This window comes from Sphingomonas sp. dw_22, assembly GCF_018449795.1.
Taxonomy (GTDB): Bacteria; Pseudomonadota; Alphaproteobacteria; order Sphingomonadales; family Sphingomonadaceae; genus Sphingomonas.
The window spans coordinates 1-15941 of the sequence record NZ_JAAVVE010000064.1 but is presented as its reverse complement, the minus strand read 5'-3'; the positions used below and the strand labels follow the sequence as shown (position 1 = coordinate 15941).

General features: G+C 66.8%; 12 protein-coding genes. 7 read left to right on the top strand and 5 right to left on the bottom strand.

Translation table 11 applies throughout. From position 1 onward, the window contains the following. Nucleotides 1-676 (bottom strand): hypothetical protein (locus HB724_RS18860; protein WP_213982494.1); only part of this gene is annotated, 676 nt, incomplete at its 3' end. Nucleotides 677-848: 172 nt separating this feature from the next. On the opposite strand from HB724_RS18860, the gene HB724_RS18855 reads away from it, so the two are divergent. From HB724_RS18855 to HB724_RS18845, 3 genes are read left to right on the top strand one after another with little or no spacing between them, the layout of a single operon-like run. Beyond that, nucleotides 849-1376, top strand: coding sequence for an MSCRAMM family adhesin SdrC (locus HB724_RS18855; RefSeq protein WP_213982493.1), 528 nt, complete (start codon nucleotides 849-851; stop codon nucleotides 1374-1376). Further along, nucleotides 1291-2886 (top strand): transferrin-binding protein-like solute binding protein, encoded by a 1596-nt coding sequence (locus HB724_RS18850; protein WP_213982492.1) that lies wholly within the window; start codon nucleotides 1291-1293, stop codon nucleotides 2884-2886. The genes HB724_RS18855 and HB724_RS18850 overlap by 86 nt, the downstream gene beginning before the upstream one ends. A 58-nt stretch (nucleotides 2887-2944) precedes the next feature. Continuing rightward, complete coding sequence (locus tag HB724_RS18845; protein WP_346344757.1) at nucleotides 2945-4270, top strand: surface lipoprotein assembly modifier; 1326 nt, start codon at nucleotides 2945-2947, stop codon at nucleotides 4268-4270. Nucleotides 4271-4348: 78 nt separating this feature from the next. On the opposite strand, the gene HB724_RS18840 is transcribed toward HB724_RS18845, so the two are convergent. Beyond that, a complete protein-coding gene (locus HB724_RS18840) occupies nucleotides 4349-7705 on the bottom strand; it encodes a DNA methyltransferase (RefSeq protein WP_213982490.1) in 3357 nt (1118 codons plus the stop codon). A 286-nt stretch (nucleotides 7706-7991) separates the two neighbouring features. On the opposite strand from HB724_RS18840, the gene uvrA reads away from it, so the two are divergent. Next, nucleotides 7992-11012 carry an excinuclease ABC subunit UvrA gene (gene uvrA, locus HB724_RS18835; RefSeq protein WP_213982489.1) on the top strand — a complete coding sequence of 1007 codons (3021 nt, stop codon included), beginning with the start codon at nucleotides 7992-7994 and terminating at the stop codon, nucleotides 11010-11012. Between the two features lie 10 nt (nucleotides 11013-11022). Here uvrA and HB724_RS18830 read toward each other — a convergent pair whose 3' ends face one another. Then, complete coding sequence (locus HB724_RS18830; RefSeq protein ID WP_213982488.1) at nucleotides 11023-11940, bottom strand: hypothetical protein; 918 nt, start codon at nucleotides 11938-11940, stop codon at nucleotides 11023-11025. 249 nt (nucleotides 11941-12189) lie between these two features. Between HB724_RS18830 and HB724_RS18825 the strand changes: the two genes are divergently transcribed. Together HB724_RS18825 and HB724_RS18820 are read left to right on the top strand one after the other, a co-directional pair. Continuing rightward, the gene (locus HB724_RS18825; protein ID WP_213982487.1) at nucleotides 12190-12594 is read left to right on the top strand and encodes a hypothetical protein; all 405 of its coding nucleotides are present in this window, start codon (nucleotides 12190-12192) and stop codon (nucleotides 12592-12594) included. A gap of 279 nt (nucleotides 12595-12873) precedes the next feature. Continuing rightward, nucleotides 12874-13563, top strand: a complete 690-nt coding sequence (locus tag HB724_RS18820) for a hypothetical protein (protein ID WP_213982486.1) — start codon at nucleotides 12874-12876, stop codon at nucleotides 13561-13563. Nucleotides 13564-13634: 71 nt separating this feature from the next. Here the strand turns inward: HB724_RS18820 and HB724_RS18815 are convergent, their stop codons facing one another. Together HB724_RS18815 and HB724_RS18810 are read right to left on the bottom strand one after the other, a co-directional pair. Next, nucleotides 13635-14891: a L,D-transpeptidase family protein gene (locus HB724_RS18815; protein ID WP_346344756.1), complete on the bottom strand. Its 1257-nt coding sequence runs from the start codon at nucleotides 14889-14891 to the stop codon at nucleotides 13635-13637. A 71-nt stretch (nucleotides 14892-14962) separates the two neighbouring features. Further along, a complete protein-coding gene (locus HB724_RS18810) occupies nucleotides 14963-15217 on the bottom strand; it encodes a hypothetical protein (protein ID WP_213982484.1) in 255 nt (84 codons plus the stop codon). A gap of 211 nt (nucleotides 15218-15428) precedes the next feature. Between HB724_RS18810 and HB724_RS18805 the strand changes: the two genes are divergently transcribed. Then, nucleotides 15429-15827, top strand: coding sequence for a cupin domain-containing protein (locus HB724_RS18805; protein WP_213982483.1), 399 nt, complete (start codon nucleotides 15429-15431; stop codon nucleotides 15825-15827). Nucleotides 15828-15941: the final 114 nt, after the last annotated feature.

Genomic DNA, 15941 nt, shown 5'->3' with positions numbered 1-15941 from the left:
TGTCCGTGCGGCGGCGATGCTCGCCATCCCAGCGGCGATGCTGGGCGATCACCTGCGGCAGCGCGCGGTGGCGCTGCCAGCCGATGTGCCGCCGCCGGCCCAGATACCACTGGTTCTGCAGGCCGATCAGCACGAAGCTCGTATCGACCCAGGCGGTCGTGTCCACCGGTTGCCAGTTCCGCTCGCCCAGCATCGCGTGCAGCCGCACGCCGCGGTCATAGAGTTCGTCGCCTTCGTCGAGATACGCCCCGCCCTCGGCCTGGGGCAGCGCCCCGCCGCCCGCGTCATAGACCATCGCGACATCGCCGCCGTCATAGCCGAAGCTGCGCTCCGCCTCGCGCACCAGGAACGGCCCCTCGGCGCCCGGCTCGAAATAATAGCTGAGCATGCCGTCGGGCGTGTCCTCGACGACGATCCAATAGCCGTCCTCAGTCTCCCAGGCCCAGGGCTCGCCATCCTCGAAGGCGAAGGAATAATCGGGCGGCGCGTCGCCGATCGCGTCCCACAGCGCGTCGGCGCGATCGATCCAGGCATAGTCCTCGGGCGCCTCGCTGTCGTCGGACGAAACCTGCTGCCCGGCGTCCTGCGGCACGGGCGCCGCCATCGCCGCGCCGGCCCAGAGCGCGATCGCCGCGCCGGCCGCACCGCTTCGTATCGCCCGCATCAAACGCGCCATGAACACCCTCCGTTATCTGTGGTGCCCAGCATCTCCCCGATCCGCTGAACAAACCATGACTGCCACATCGCCGCCCAGAATCCGGCAATCATTCGACATGGTAAGCGCGAAATTAACGATGTTTTATTGCTCCCGTGCGCATGGTTCCCCGCATTCGAGTGATGCGTTTTCTGTGAGGAACCGTGATGAAGCGACGCTTTATCCTGCCGACCATGGCGTCGAGCCTGGCGCTGCTGGCCGCATGCGGCGGCGGTGGTGGCGGCGTGTCGAGCACGCCCACGCCACCCCCGGCCCCCAGCCCGTCGCCGTCACCAAGTCCCTCGCCTTCACCGAGCCCGTCGCCGACGCCCACGCCGGAGCCGACGCCTACTCCGTCGCCGACGCCTACTCCGACGCCGACGCCCACGCCGACGCCCACGCCCACGCCCACGCCGACGCCAACCCCGACACCGACGCCCACTCCGACGCCGACGCCCACTCCGACGCCGACACCCACCCCGACGCCGACACCCACCCCGACTCCGACGCCCACGCCGACACCAACGCCGACACCAACCCCGCACAACGCGTCACTGGACGATCTCCAAACCAGCGAGACGTTCGAGACCGAGGCTGTGCGCCAGTCGGGCCGCTATCATGCGGACGGGCGTCCGGCGGAGAACCGCATCGCGGGCCAGGCCAATATCTCGATCCATTATGACGCGGCCACGCAGAGCTATACGGTCGACGCGCTCGGCATGGTGCAGACCTTCGGCCCGTCGGACATCGATGCCAGCCAGAGCAGCAACGAAATCGACGTCTATCTGAAGAGCACCGCCACCACGTCGGACAGCCTGTCGCTCACCCGGCCGGGCAGCAGCGGCCCGCTCACCTATCGCTATGTCGGCGGCGGCTTCTGGCAGCGCGTCACCGCCAATGCCGACAGCACCGATTTCGCCATCGATTCCTTCATCTACGGCGTGCAGACCCCGATCTCGGACGTGCCGCGCACCGGCCAGGCGGTCTATCCGGTCACGCTGATCGGCGGCCTGGGAGACGATCTGCCGGTCGCGCTTTCGGGCCTGGGCATGCTCCAGGCCGATTTCGCCTCGGGCGAGATCAACACCAGCGGCACGATGTTGTTCGTGTCGATCAACGGCGTCGTCCTGGGCAGCACCAGCTTCACCGGCGCCGGCGCGATTGGCAGCGGCACCAACGGCTTCACCGGCACGTTCGCCTTCAACGAATCGGGCATGTTCAACGGCACGATGAACGGCCATTTCTACGGCCCCGGCGCCAGCGAGGTCGGCGCAGCCTGGTATGCGACGCAGGCCGATGGCCGCGTCGCCGCCGGCACGCTGATCGGCCGCCAGGATGCCACCGCGGCCGGCAGCAACATCCGGCTCACCGATCTCCATTATGATTTCACCCAGCCGGTGAGCATCGCCGATTTCGCCTATGCCGCCGATACCGACGGCATTGTCACCGGCACCACGCCCGCCACCAGCTACGATCGCGATTTCAGCTACAAGGCCAGCGACGCCAGCTTCACCTATACCGACGCCGCCAGCGTGGCGCACACCGTCCACGCCGCCGATCGCGTCGCCGCGCAATCGACCTCCAGCCTCGACGTGTACGAGATCGCCAATCCGGACGGCTCGCGCTACCGGCTGAGCCTGTTCAAGCCCGGCGCCGCCAATCCGCAGCTCACGCTCACCTATGCCAGCTTCGGCCGGTGGGACAGCATCGCGGCCGGCGCCCTCGCCGCCGATCCGATCCGCAACAGCGCCTTCTTCGCCTGGGGCATCAAGACCGATCCCAACCTGGTGCCGCGCACCGGCACCGGCCATTACGAGGGCGTGGTCGCGGGCATCGCCGCGACATCGGGCGGCGCGGCCTATGAGCTGGGCGGCACGAGCGTGTTCGACCTCAATTTCGGCAATCTCAGCTTCGGCGGCGGCCTCACCCTGAGCGGCCGCGACGTGAAGAGCGGCGTCACCTCCGGCCTCGGCACCTTCGCCTTCGCGCCCGGCACGGTCGGCCTCGACGGCGCGCTCACCGCCGATCTGTGGGACGGCGCCGCCTCGCTCGGCAATTTCAAGGGCCAGCTCTACGGCCCCGGCGCCGAGGAGCTGGGCGGCAGCTTCCACCTGCGCTGGCCCGCCGATCCGGCGAACCCGGCCGGCCCCGCGACCGAGGCGAGCGGCGTCACCGTCGCCAAGCGGCCGTAATTCCGGTTACGAAATCCCGCATCCTCCAATAGAGGGATCGCGCGGCGGAAAGATGGGGGTGCGGCGCGTGCAACTGGGCAGGATCGGGGCCGCATTGCTGGCCGTCGCGGCGTTCGCGCCGCACGCCCATGCGCAGCAGAATGCGCCCCTCCACGTCAAGGCGACCGACCTGTTCAGCCTCGCCGCCCAGGCGGAGACCGCCGGCAACGCCGCCGATGCCGAGGCCATCTACCGCGCGCTCGCCCATGATCCCGACGCCGATATCCGCAGCGAGGCGCGCTTCCGCCTCGGCATGATGCTCTCCCGCCTGCACCGCAATCGCGACGCGGCGATCGAGTTCCGCGCGATCCTCGACGAAAAGCCCGACGCCGCCCGCGTCCGCCTCGAGCTCGCCCGCGTCCTCACCGAGCTCGGCGACGATTCCGCCGCCCGCCGCGAGCTGCGCCAGGCCCAGGCCGGCGGCTTGCCTCCGCAGGTCGCGCAGGTCGTCGATCAGTTCGCCCAGGCGCTGCGCTCGCGCAAGCCCTGGGGCGCCAGCGTCGAGTTCGCGCTGGTGCCGGACAGCAACATCAATCGCGCCACCGATGCCGAGACGCTCGACACGATCATCGCCCCGCTCGAGCTCTCTCGCGACGCCCGCCAGCAATCCGGCCTCGGCGCCCGCGCCGCGGGCCAGGTCTATGCCCGAATTCCCATCGCCACCGATCTCTCGCTCCTCCCCCGCGTCTCCGGCCAGGGCGAATTCTATCGCAAGAGCGAATTCAACGACGTCTCCGCCTCCGCGCTGATCGGCCTCGAATGGTCGCCCGGCCGCGAGCGCATCCGCCCCTCGCTGGGCGGCACCTTCCGCTGGTATGGCGGCACGCTCTACGCCGGCACCGCGACCGCGAGCGTCGACTGGCAGCACCCGCTCGGCCGCAAGGCGCAGCTCACCACCAGCCTCACCTTCGCCGACACCGATTATCGCCAGAACGACCTGCAGGACGGCCTGCTGCTCAACGGCAGCGTGAGCTACGAACGCGCGTTCAGCGCCCGCGCCGGCGGCAGCATCACCCTCTCCGCCACCCGCCAGACCGCGCAGGATCCCGGCTATGCCACCGCCGCGGGCGGCGCGAGCCTGCTCTACTGGCGCGAGATGGGCCGCACCACCGCCTATGCCAATGCCGGCATCCGCCGGCTAGAGGCGGATCGGATCCTGTTCCTCTTCCCCGAGCGCCGCCGCGACTGGAACTTCACCTTGGGCGCCGGCGCCACCTTCCGCGCCCTGCAATTCAAGGGCTTCGCCCCGCTGATCCGCCTCGAATACGAACGCAACAGCTCGACGGTCGGCATCTACGACTATCGCCGCACCGCCGCGACCTTCGGAATAACGCGGGCGTTCTGAGGACAATTTCCCTCTCCCATTGGGAGAGGGAGGGAGCCGCCAAAGGCGGCGGAAGGGTGAGGGCAGCCGCCAGCAACTTCAAGCCGCCCGCCGCAACCGATACCCCTCTCCCTCCACCACGACATGCCCCAGCCGCACCAGCGCTGCGAGCGTCGCCGCAACGCGCCTCTCGACCCGCATCCCCTGCGCATAGCGCCGCGCGATCGCCGCAGCGGTCAGCGCGCCGCCGCCGCGCAATTCCCTCAGCACGGCGGCCGTCTGCCCGATCGCATCGCGCGGAAAGCCGGGCTTCCGCGCCGTCGCCTCGGGCAGCAATGCCTCGATCTGCTCCTCGCGCGCGCCGACCGGCAATTGCAGGATCCCCGCCCGCGAAATCTGGTATTCCGGCCGCAGCCAGCGCACCCGTCCCGCCTTTTCCTCCCCCCGCCGCTCGGCATTCAGCGCCACCAGCCGCGCCACGATCTCCTCCGCGGAAAGATCGCGCGGCCAGCCATAGGCATCGGCCACCGCATCATCGATCCGCGCGTGCAGCTCGGCAACGATGTCGACTCGGCCGCGCCGCCGCTGGTCCTGCTCCACCACAGTAAAGGCGTCGCCCCGCACCAGCTTCTCCCGCAGATTATAGAGCCCGGTCAGCGTCAGATCGCCCTCGACCGCGAGCACGTCCTTGCGCATCGCATCCAGCTCCTCGGCCAGATCACCGATGATCCCGCGCTGCTCGGGGCCGGCGTCGGGAAAGGGAAAGGGATCGAAGGCCCTGCTCTTCGAATAGCGAGGATCGTTGCCGATGCCGAGCCACCCGCCCGCACGCAGCGCCCATTCGACGCTGAAGCGCGAGCTCAGCACGCCCAGATGCCACGCCGCATCGCTCGCGACGCAGACCAGCATATTGTCCGGCAGCACCGCCGCGTCGAGGAACTGGAACACCCGATGCTTGGCCGTCTCCACGGTCGCCACATAGCGCGCCAGTCCGGCAAGCGCCGGCCGCAGTTCCCGGCGCGGCTCGCCGAACAGCCACCAATTGTCGCGATAGGTCGCGCGATTATTCCCATCCCGCTCGGGCTTCACCGTCTGGAGAAGGTGCTGATACACCTCCGGAAAGCGGCGGCGCACTTCCGCCTCATCCAGCCCCAGCAAGTCGATCACCATCGCGCCCCGCGCATGGCCGGTCAGGTCGCGCCCGTTGCGATAGGGCCGGATATGCGCCTCCAGCCCTTCGCGCCGCCCCAGCCCGAGCGCCTCCGCCTCGGAAGGCGTCACGATGAACCCAGCCCCATGCAATTTCACGCCCGGCGAACACAGCCATTCGTTCGCCAGCAACGCCCGCGCCTGCGTAACGTCGGTCCCCACCGTCAGATCGGCATGCACTTCCCCCGCCGTCTCGCGCAGCATCACCTCAGGCGCGTCGGTATCGAGCCCCCGCTCCGACACCACCTCCAGCAGCACCCCCTCGCGCTCCCCCGCCTCCGCCACGGTCATCGCGATCCGCACGGCGGCGGCATCGCGGGTCGCCTTGGTCCAGGGATGGTCGGGGATCGCCATCACCAGGCGCACCGGCGGCCGCCCCTCCATCCGCCGCGCGATCACCCGCCGGCTGAACTCCTGTGTGATCGAATTGGTCGTGACGAAGCCGAAGCGCTTCAGCCGCGTGCCCTTGCGCACCAGCTGCTCGGCCGCACGGTCCCACCAGTACATCACGAAATCGGCCGACCTGTTGATCCGCGGATTCGCCCTCCACAAGGCGGTCGCATAAGCGTCGCCCAGCCGCGAGCGAATGTCCTTGCCGCCGATGAACGGCGGATTCCCCACGATATAATCCGCCTCGGGCCATTCCGGCCGGCGCGGATCGGACAGGTCCGGCCCATGCGCCAGCACCGCGTCCATCGCCTTGATGTTGGCCAGCTTCTCCAGCACCGGATCGGCGATGCTCGCCCCGTTGCGCATCTGCCATTGCAGATAGCCCAGCCACAGCACCAGTTCGGCGATCGCCGCCGCGCGCGGGTTCAGCTCCATCCCCAGGAAGTTGCGCGGATGCACCGACTCGGTCTCCAGCGCCAGCGCCTCCTGCCCGCCCAGATCGGCGAGCACCTCCAGCACGTCGCCCTCCAGCCGCTTCATCAGCTCCAGCGCGACATACAGGAAATTGCCGGTGCCGCAGGCCGGATCGAGCACCCGCACATTCGCCAGCTTCACATGGAAATCATGCACCGCGCGGATCGCCGCCTGCGGATCGGTCTCGCGCTCGCGCTCCGCCGTGCCGAGCACCACCGTCTCCCACTCGGCCTTGAGCGGCGCGATCACGCAGGCGTTCACCAGCCGCTCGACATAGGCGCGCGGCGTATAATGCGCGCCCAGCCGCTTGCGCTCCTCCTTGTCCAGCGCCTGCTCCAGCAGCGTGCCGAAGATCGCGGGTTCCACCTCGGTCCACACATGCCGCGCGGCCTCGTAAAGCTCGCCTATCTCCTCCTTGCGCAGCGGAATGGCGGCGCAATCCGCGAACAGTCCGCCGTTGAACTTGCGCACCCGTCGCCGCAGCACGCCGGAAAAACCGCCCTTGTCCATCGTCCGCCACAGATCCTCCAGCATCGGCGCAAAGCTCTCGGGATTGTCGCGCGCGTCGCGCAGCACATCGGCGAAGCTGCCCGGCTCCAGCAGCCCGCTGTCCTCGGCGAACATCGTGAACAGGCAGCGCATCAGGAAATGCGCCACCGGCTCGGGCCGATAGCCGCGATCCTCCAGCAGCCGGCTCACGCTGGCCAGCCGGTCGGCGATGTCGCGCGTCACGGCGGCCGCGCGCCTGGCCGGGTCCAGCCCATGCGGATCGAGCCAGATCGCGCGCAGCCGATCGCGGATCCCTGCGTCGCGCAGATCGTCCAGATAGATGCGGAAGCCCGCCCGGTCGGGGAATTGCCGGTAGTTCTTTCCCTGCCCCGAAAAGTCCGCGAACACCTCGATCGCGTGCCCCACGTCGCACACCAGCACGAAGGGCGGCCAGCCATGGCTGGCGGGCAGCGCGCGGGCATATTGCTCGGCCTGCTCGCGGGCGTTGCGCATCAGCACGTCCCAGCGCCGGTCGGCGGTGCGCCGCCCGCGCGCGGCGGGCGCCTCCATCCCGGGCAGCGCCGCCTGGCCCGGCGTCAGCGCGACTTCCTTCGCCCCGCCCTTCTGCCGGCTCTGCTTGGCCTCCAGCACGAAGCAGCCGCGCTTGTAGAGGTCGATCCGGCCATGCCCGGTCTTGCCGATCTCATCCTGGAAGAACACCGCGCGCTCGAACACATAGTCGTTGCGCTCATGCGTGGCATGGGCCGGATCGGGCCGCGGCAGATCGAGCACCGCGCAAAGCTCGGTCAGGAACAGCGCATAATTGGCGCGCTCCGCCCCGCCCTCATTGCCGCGCCAGCGCGCGATGAACTCCTCCAGCCCGGCTTCCCCCATGCCGCAACTGTCCACGCCGGACGCAATCAGGCCAGCGCGACCTGCTCCATTCCAGCGGTCCGTTTTGGAGGAATCGCCGCCCTCCTCCCTTCGTCACCCCGGCCGAAGTGCCGGGGTCCACCGCGCGGCTGGGAGAGCCCCTCGAACCTCTTGCTGCTCTCTCGCGGAGAAGTGGACCCCGGCACTTCGGCCGGGGTGACGGTTGAGGAACGAGGCTGGCATCCCGCAACCCGCCACCCTATCTCCCCACTGGAAACCCCTTCAGAACAAAGCTAGAACCTCCGGCATGGCACTCACCACGATTTCCGTCCGCGGCGCGCGCGAGCACAACCTCAAGGGCGTGGACATCGACATCCCGCGCGACACGCTCACGGTCATCACCGGCCTGTCCGGCTCGGGCAAATCCTCGCTCGCCTTCGACACCATCTATGCCGAGGGCCAGCGCCGCTATGTCGAGTCGCTCTCGGCCTATGCCCGCCAGTTCCTCGAGCTGATGCAGAAGCCCGACGTCGATCATATCGAGGGCCTCAGCCCCGCCATCTCGATCGAGCAGAAGACCACCAGCCGCAATCCGCGCTCGACGGTCGCGACGGTCACCGAGATCTACGATTACATGCGGCTGCTCTGGGCGCGCGTCGGCATCCCCTATTCGCCCGCCACCGGCCTGCCGATCAGCGCGCAGACCGTCAGCCAGATGGTCGATCGCGTCCTGGCGCTCCCCGAAGGCACGCGCCTCCTCCTCCTCGCCCCGGTCGTCCGCGGCCGCAAGGGCGAGTACCGGAAAGAGCTCGCCGAGTGGCAGAAGGCCGGCTTCCAGCGCGTCCGCATCGACGGCGAGACCTATCTGATCGAGGAAGCCCCCGCGCTCGATAAGAAGTACAAGCACGACATCGAAGTGGTGGTCGATCGCCTGGTCGTCCGCGACGACATCGCCACCCGCCTCGCCGAGTCCTTCGAGACCGCGCTCAAGCTGGCAGAAGGCCTGGCCTATATCGACCTCGTGGATACCACGGTCGAGGCTCTGCAAAGCCCCTCCCCTTCAGGGGAGGGGTTGGGGGTGGGGCCTGTCCGCGAATCTCACGCTCAGTTCCAAGCCGAACTGCCCCACCCCAACCCCTCCCCTGAAGGGGAGGGGCTGAAGAAGGGCATGAAAAACACCGGCATCCCCGACAACCGCATCGTCTTCAGCGAGAAATTCGCCTGCCCGGTCAGCGGCTTCACCATCGCCGAGATCGAGCCCCGCCTGTTCAGCTTCAACGCCCCTCAGGGCGCCTGCCCGGCATGCGACGGCCTCGGCGAGAAGCTGGTGTTCGACGAAGACCTCGTCGTCCCCAACCACGATCTCACGATCAAGAAGGGCGCGATCGTCCCCTGGGCCAAGTCCAACCCGCCCAGCCCCTATTACATGCAGGTGCTGGGCAGCCTCGCCCGCGAGTTCGGCTTCAGCCTCGATGTGCCGTGGAAGGATCTCCCCGGCGAGGTGAAGCTCATCATCCTCCACGGCACCGGCGGCAAGCCCGTCACCCTCACCTTCGTCGACGGCCGCAAGTCCTACGATGTCCGCAAGCCCTTCGAAGGCGTGATCGGCAACCTCAACCGCCGCATGCTCCAGACCGAATCCGCCTGGATGCGCGAGGAGCTCAGCAAGTACCAGGCGAGCCACCCCTGCGAGACCTGCCACGGCGCCCGCCTCAAGCCCGAGGCGCTGGCGGTCAAGATCGCCGGCCAGGACATCAGCCACGCCACCCATCTCTCGGTGGTCGACGCGCTCGCCTGGTTCCAGCTGCTCCCCGATCACCTCACCGGCCAGCAGCGCGAGATCGCCGAGCGCATCCTCAAGGAGATCCTCGAGCGGCTCGGCTTCCTCAACAATGTCGGCCTCGACTATCTCAACCTCGATCGCACCAGCGGCACCCTGTCGGGCGGCGAGAGCCAGCGCATCCGCCTCGCGAGCCAGATAGGTTCGGGATTGTCCGGCGTATTGTACGTATTGGATGAGCCGAGCATCGGCCTCCACCAGCGCGACAACGACATGCTGCTCAAGACGCTCCGCCGTCTCCGCGATCTCGGCAACACCGTGATCGTCGTCGAGCATGACGAAGACGCGATCCGCACCGCCGATTACGTGATCGACATGGGCCCGGGCGCCGGCGTCCGTGGCGGCGAGGTCGTGGCGCAGGGCACGCTGGCGCAGGTGCTGGCCACTCCCGGCAGCGTCACCGCCGATTATCTCAACGGCACCCGCGAAGTCCCCGTGCCCGCCAAGCGCCGCAAGGGCAACGGCAAGAAGCTCACGGTCCACAACGCCACCGCGAACAACCTCACCGGCGTCACCGCGAGCATCCCGCTCGGCACCTTCACCTGCATCACCGGCGTCTCGGGCTCGGGCAAGTCGAGCTTCACGATCGACACGCTCTACGCCGCCGCCGCGCGCCAGCTCAACGGCGCCCGCATCCTCGCCGGCAAGCATGACAGGATCGACGGGCTCCAGCATCTCGACAAGGTGATCGACATCGATCAGTCGCCGATCGGCCGCACCCCGCGCTCGAACCCGGCGACCTATACCGGCGCCTTCACCGCGATCCGCGACTGGTTCGCGGGGCTCCCGGAGGCGCAGGCGCGCGGCTACAAGCCCGGCCGCTTCAGCTTCAACGTCAAGGGCGGCCGCTGCGAGGCGTGCCAGGGCGACGGCGTCCTCAAGATCGAGATGCACTTCCTCCCCGACGTCTACGTCACCTGCGACGTCTGCCACGGCGCCCGCTACAATCGCGAGACGCTGGAGGTGAAGTTCAAGGGCCGCAGCATCGCCGACGTGCTCGACATGACGGTCGAGGACGCGGTGGAGTTCTTCAAGGCGGTCCCCCCGATCCGCGACAAGATGGCAATGCTGGCCGAAGTGGGGCTGGGCTATGTCAAGGTAGGCCAGCAGGCGACGACGCTGTCCGGCGGCGAGGCCCAGCGCGTGAAGCTGGCGAAGGAGCTGGCGAGGCGCGCCACCGGCCAGACGCTCTACATCCTGGACGAACCCACGACGGGCCTGCACTTCGAGGACGTCCGCAAGCTGCTGGAAGTCCTCCACGCGCTGGTCGAGCAGGGCAATACGGTGGTGGTGATCGAGCACAATCTCGACGTCATCAAGACGGCGGACTGGATATTGGACCTGGGCCCGGAAGGCGGCGTGAAGGGCGGCGAGATCGTCGCGGAGGGCACGCCGGAGACAGTGGCGAAGGCGGAGCGGAGCTTTACGGGGAAGTATCTGGCGCCGTTGCTCAACCGTGGCTCCAAGAGTGCCCAAGCCGCCGAATAGGTATAAATAATTACCTTAATAGGTTGAGACGGCTCATCATTTTAACCGACCGAACAAGTGCGGAGTCAAAATTCCCATTTCCTACATCCACAACAAGCTGAACGACCCCATCGGCATCATTTGCTACACCGAGCAACTTTTTACTGGGCTCACCTTTGTAGATTGCGAGAGAATTTCTCGTACTCGAAAGGACGATTGAGATTGGCGCGTCGAGCGGTAGCTCCGATCTTTCGACGACCGTATTGGCGAATTGAAGATTCGCCAAACGAGCCGCCATTAACAACACACCAATCGCTCGCTCAATTTTGTCGTGCCTACCGGAAGGTATCGGGAATATTTTAAAAAAATAGGCACTGGAAAGAAACAGTGCCTCACGAAAACTTGCGAGAAATTCTGATCGATTTCCCCAACCGACGTTGATCGCCGCATAAGCCCAAGCAGCATCTCGATCAGCGAGCACGTCGAGCTCTGCCATCGCAGAGTTACCCCCAACCGCCTTCAGTCTTTGTACTGTGTCATATGTTTCGACACCCTGAGTACGGTGACGAAGTTCATGGAGTAGAAAGTCAGTGAAAACGCTTTCCAAGAGCGTCGGCAACTCGGCTGGATCAGGGATACTGTCGTTTGCAGCACTACGTCGCTCAAATTCCGTCGTTACCGCGTGCAAAAGGCGCGCGACCGGATCTTCATTGATATAGAGAATCCGATCTCTAACGACAAAGGATCCCTCATCGTCGGAGAGCGGAGCAATCCGAACCTGATCGATATCGGAAATCGCTGGCTGAAACTTATCGAACAATTCACATGCCCGAGCATCGTCCGCCCTGCCCAATTCCGCTAGGCGCTCGAATGTACTTAATGCACGCGCCGTTAAACGGCTTTCCAGCGAATCGGTCGCTTGAACATCTGTCGTACCGGCGGTCGTCATGACGCCCCCAAGTTTCATTGCCCCCTTTCGGGATCCCTAGGTACCCCGCTAGCACTCTCTGAGCAAGTGTGCCAAAAGGCATATCAGCTCGATATACCGCGTTTTTAGACCGCTTTGCCGCCATATTAACCTTGCGCTAATTGACAGTGGACCCTTAAAGTACCCTTTAAAGGGAATACTCCGAAGGGAAAGCGGGAGACTGAAGTCTCCCGCTTCGCTTTTCCCGGTTTTTGATGAGGGAGAAAAGCGATGTTCGACGCAGGGCACATCGGCTCTGACTGCATCAGCTCCGAGCCCAATAACGATAGGCCGTCACGTAGGCAGTACACGTTAAAAGGGGTCGAAGCTGACACGATCCGCCTAATGAGAGATGCCGCCAATAAGGAAGGCATGAAGATTGGTTCGTGGGTTTCGTTACGAATGAAGGAAGCCGCCGAGAAAGCTCTCTCAGAGAGAGACACTGCAATCAATCCAAATCCTTCGGCGCCAATCATAAACCAAGGCGCCGAACCTGAATTAATTCATCATATCTGCCTTTTGATTACCTCACAAAGAGAAGAAGCAGAGGCGAGGTTTTTGAAATTAGAGCGCGAGCTGCACGAAATCACGAGCAGTCAGCGAACTATATTATCCAATCTTCTCGCAGCAAGATAGATATGCCTGCTATATAGGCATGATTTTGTAGTTTTGGGCAGCACTCTTGGACAATTACCGCCATAGCGAGATAATATCCATGAGTGCTTGCCCTTTTATTCCTTTGAAATCCAGTGCTGTATCCCGCCGATCTCCGCGCTTCTTCGCCAAGTTTGCCCGACCTTTGGAAAGGCCCGCAGAACAAACCAAAAACACCCTACCAATGTAGGAAATCCCGGCATAACTCCTCTGTCCACCTGCGCCCGCGCCGAGTCGCCGGGCCGATGAGGAGGACTTGCGATGCGACGCAAATCGAACGTCATGACGCCGGAGCAGCACCAGGCGCGCCTGAAGCGGCAGGAGCGGATCGCCGCCTCCACCGATGCCGCGCTCACCGCATTCTGCGACGCGATCGAGCGCGGCGAGCCCCCCGAAGCCGCCTCGGCGGCCATGCGCGCCGCAGCCGAGCAGACCATGCCGGCCAGCCGCCGCGCCCCGCCGATCCTCGAGCCCGACGCGATGCTCCGCATCTCGGACGACGGCTGGACCGCGGACAAGCAGCGCGGCTTCCTGATCCATCTCGCAGAGACCGGCTGCGTCAGCCATGCCTGCGCGCATGTCGGCCTGTCGCGCCAATCGGCCTATGCGCTCCGCCGCCGCGCGCCCAACTCGGTCTTCGCGATCGGCTGGGATGTGGCGATCCACATGGCGCGCCAGGCGCTGCTCGACGAAGCGACCGAGCGCGCCTTCCAGGGCCGCGAGGTGCCGGTCTGGTATCATGGCGAGCAGGTCGGCAAGCGCATCGTCCACAATGACCGGCTGCTGATCTTCCTGCTCGGCCAGCGGCGCGAGCCGCTCCACCCCGCGCTCGACGCGCGCGAGCTGACGCATCTCTTCCCGGCGATGCTCCGCGTGGTCGACACTATCCTGCCCCCCGCGTTCAGCGCCGAGCGCATCGCCGAGCTGACGGGCGAGGACGATTTCGGATGAGCAGGTTTTTTCGCAATACCGGTGTCAACCGTGTCAACCGCCGCGATCCTCCGCGATCGGCCCGCGCCCCCTCACCCCCGCCCGTCCCGCCCGTACACATCGTCGCGAAACGCCACCCCGCGATCGGTCGCCGCGGCGGTGATATAGGTCAGATACACCGGCACCTGCACCGGCAGCGCCACCGCCTGCTCGGGTTCCTTCGAAGCGGCCCCCAGCGGCTTCTGCAGCAGCCATTTGCCCAGCGCATCCGCATCCTCCAGCCGGATGCAGCCGTTGCTGAAATGCCGGTCGTCCTTCTTCAGCAGGTCGCGCACCGGCGTATCGTGGAGATAGATGCCGTCGCGATTGGGGAAGAGGAACTTGACCTTGCCCATCGAATTGGCCCCGCCGGGCAGCTCGCGCAGCCGGACCTCCTCCTTGCCCGCCGCCACCGCCCGCCAGTCGATCTGCCCGGGCTCGATCCTGCGCGGGTTCGCGCCCCAGTCCGACAGCGCCTCCATATGCAGCGAATCCAGCGTCCGCCCCGCCAGCACCTTGGCCGCGATGCTCTTGCGCACGAGATAGTCCGGCACGTTCCAATAGGGGTTGAGGATCGCCCATTGCAGCGTCCCCGCCAGCATCGGCGTCTGCGTCTCGGCCGCGCCCACCACGACGCGCATCGTGCCCACCTGCCGCCCCGCCTCGTAATACCAGAGCCGGCCGGACGAGGCGTCGACCACGACATGCCGGGTCCACGGCCCCGGCAGCAGCCGCGCGCGATCGAGGTTGCGGCGCAGCCGGGCCATCTCCTCCCCCGACGCACCCTGCTTGCGCGCCGCCGCCGTCAGCTTGCGCAGCCGGACATATTGGTCGCTCATCCAGTCCATGCCCGCCACATAATCGTCGAACGACTTGGGAAAGGCGGCCGCGCGCAGCACCGTCTCGACGCCCGGCTTCTTCGGCTTCAGCCGCTTGTCGGCATAGGTCATCCGCGCGGCCCGCGCGCCGCGCTGGTCGCGCACATAGCGGGCGAAGGCGGCGGAGAGCGCCAGCTCGGCGCGGGCGGCCGGCTGCGCATCGCCGCCCCGCGCGGCGGCGATCGCCGCGCGCAGCCCGTCGACGTCATAGGGCTTCAGCCCGTCGAGCTCGGCCGTGGCGAGGAAGCCGATCAGCCTGTCCGCCGCCGGCCCGGCCTTGCCGCCGGACACCCAGAGCGGGCGATATCCCCGCGCCGCGTAGAAGCGCCTGAGCGCACCCCCCGCCTCCGCCCGGATGGCGATCACAATCGAATCCTCCGCCACGGCGCCCACGCGCACGGCCGGCGCCGCCTGGGCGACGGTCGGGGACACGCACAACGCGATAAGGGCAGAGGCAAGGACGAGGGGAATGCGACGCCGCCGCATTCCCCGGGGCAAGGCGATCAGCCCCGTTCCCCCGCCCGGGTCGGCGCAGGCGGACGCTGCGGCAGCGGCGGGGCGGCGTTGGGATGATAGATGCCGTCGGACGTGTAATAGCCGTCGATGATCCCGTCGCCGTCGCGGTCGGCGGCGGTGCTGCCGGGCACCGCTCCGGGCGGTGGCGGCGGCGGGGCGTAGGCGAGCTCCTCTTCCTTCCTGGCGCAGGCGGCCAGCGTCACGGCGCCGAGACCCACCAGCATTATCGTTCTGATACGCATTTACATAACCTCCCTTGTCACGCGGCCGGAACAAGGGCCGCGGGCAATCGCCCCAACGCACGAAAACGCCGAGGTTGCGGGGCGGGTCGCGGTTCAGCGACAAGCCGTGCCGCACCCGCGCCGATTGGTTACTGCATCGATAACCATGAAGTCCGGGCCGGCGCGCGCGGGGCTGGATTCCGCCCCCGCCGGATCCTAACATCCCCCGGCCATGCCCCACCTCCCCACCCACCCGGCCCATCTCGGCCTCGGCGCCACCGCCATCGCGGAACCCGAGTTCACCGGCGCGGAGGAGTGGTACCTGGCCTACACCACCCGCCACGAAGCCGACGGCGTCGAGGGCCGCCTCGTCTCCCAATTCAGCTTCTCGGAAAGCTGGACCTCGTGGGAGGTCCATCCCCACGGCGCGGAGATGGTGATCTGCACCGCCGGCAGCCTCACGCTCCACCAGGAGCATCCCGACGGCACCGCCGAAACCGTCACCCTCCACCCCGGCGACTACGCCATCAATCCGCCCGGCACCTGGCACACGGCAGACGTCGCGCCGGGCGTCACGGCCACCGCGATCTTCATCACGCCGGGCCTCGGCACCGATCACCGCCCGCGCTGAACCCTATTCGCCATTCGCGCGTTTCGGCGAAGCCGGCACACTCCGCGCCGGGTTCAGGAGACACCCAAATGAGCATCTTCGGCAAGATCAAGGACGCCATCTTCGGCCACAAGG

What these genes read in the sequence shown, in the direction of transcription:
- HB724_RS18825 (WP_213982487.1), top strand. Translation starts at nt 12,190, where the DNA reads ATGTTCGACGCAGGGCACATCGGCTCTGACTGCATCAGCTCCGAGCCC.
- HB724_RS18840 (WP_213982490.1), bottom strand. Translation starts at nt 7,705, where the DNA reads ATGGGGGAAGCCGGGCTGGAGGAGTTCATCGCGCGCTGGCGCGGCAAT.
- HB724_RS18830 (WP_213982488.1), bottom strand. Translation starts at nt 11,940, where the DNA reads ATGACGACCGCCGGTACGACAGATGTTCAAGCGACCGATTCGCTGGAA.
- uvrA (WP_213982489.1), top strand. Translation starts at nt 7,992, where the DNA reads ATGGCACTCACCACGATTTCCGTCCGCGGCGCGCGCGAGCACAACCTC.
- HB724_RS18805 (WP_213982483.1), top strand. Translation starts at nt 15,429, where the DNA reads ATGCCCCACCTCCCCACCCACCCGGCCCATCTCGGCCTCGGCGCCACC.
- HB724_RS18820 (WP_213982486.1), top strand. Translation starts at nt 12,874, where the DNA reads ATGCGACGCAAATCGAACGTCATGACGCCGGAGCAGCACCAGGCGCGC.
- HB724_RS18810 (WP_213982484.1), bottom strand. Translation starts at nt 15,217, where the DNA reads ATGCGTATCAGAACGATAATGCTGGTGGGTCTCGGCGCCGTGACGCTG.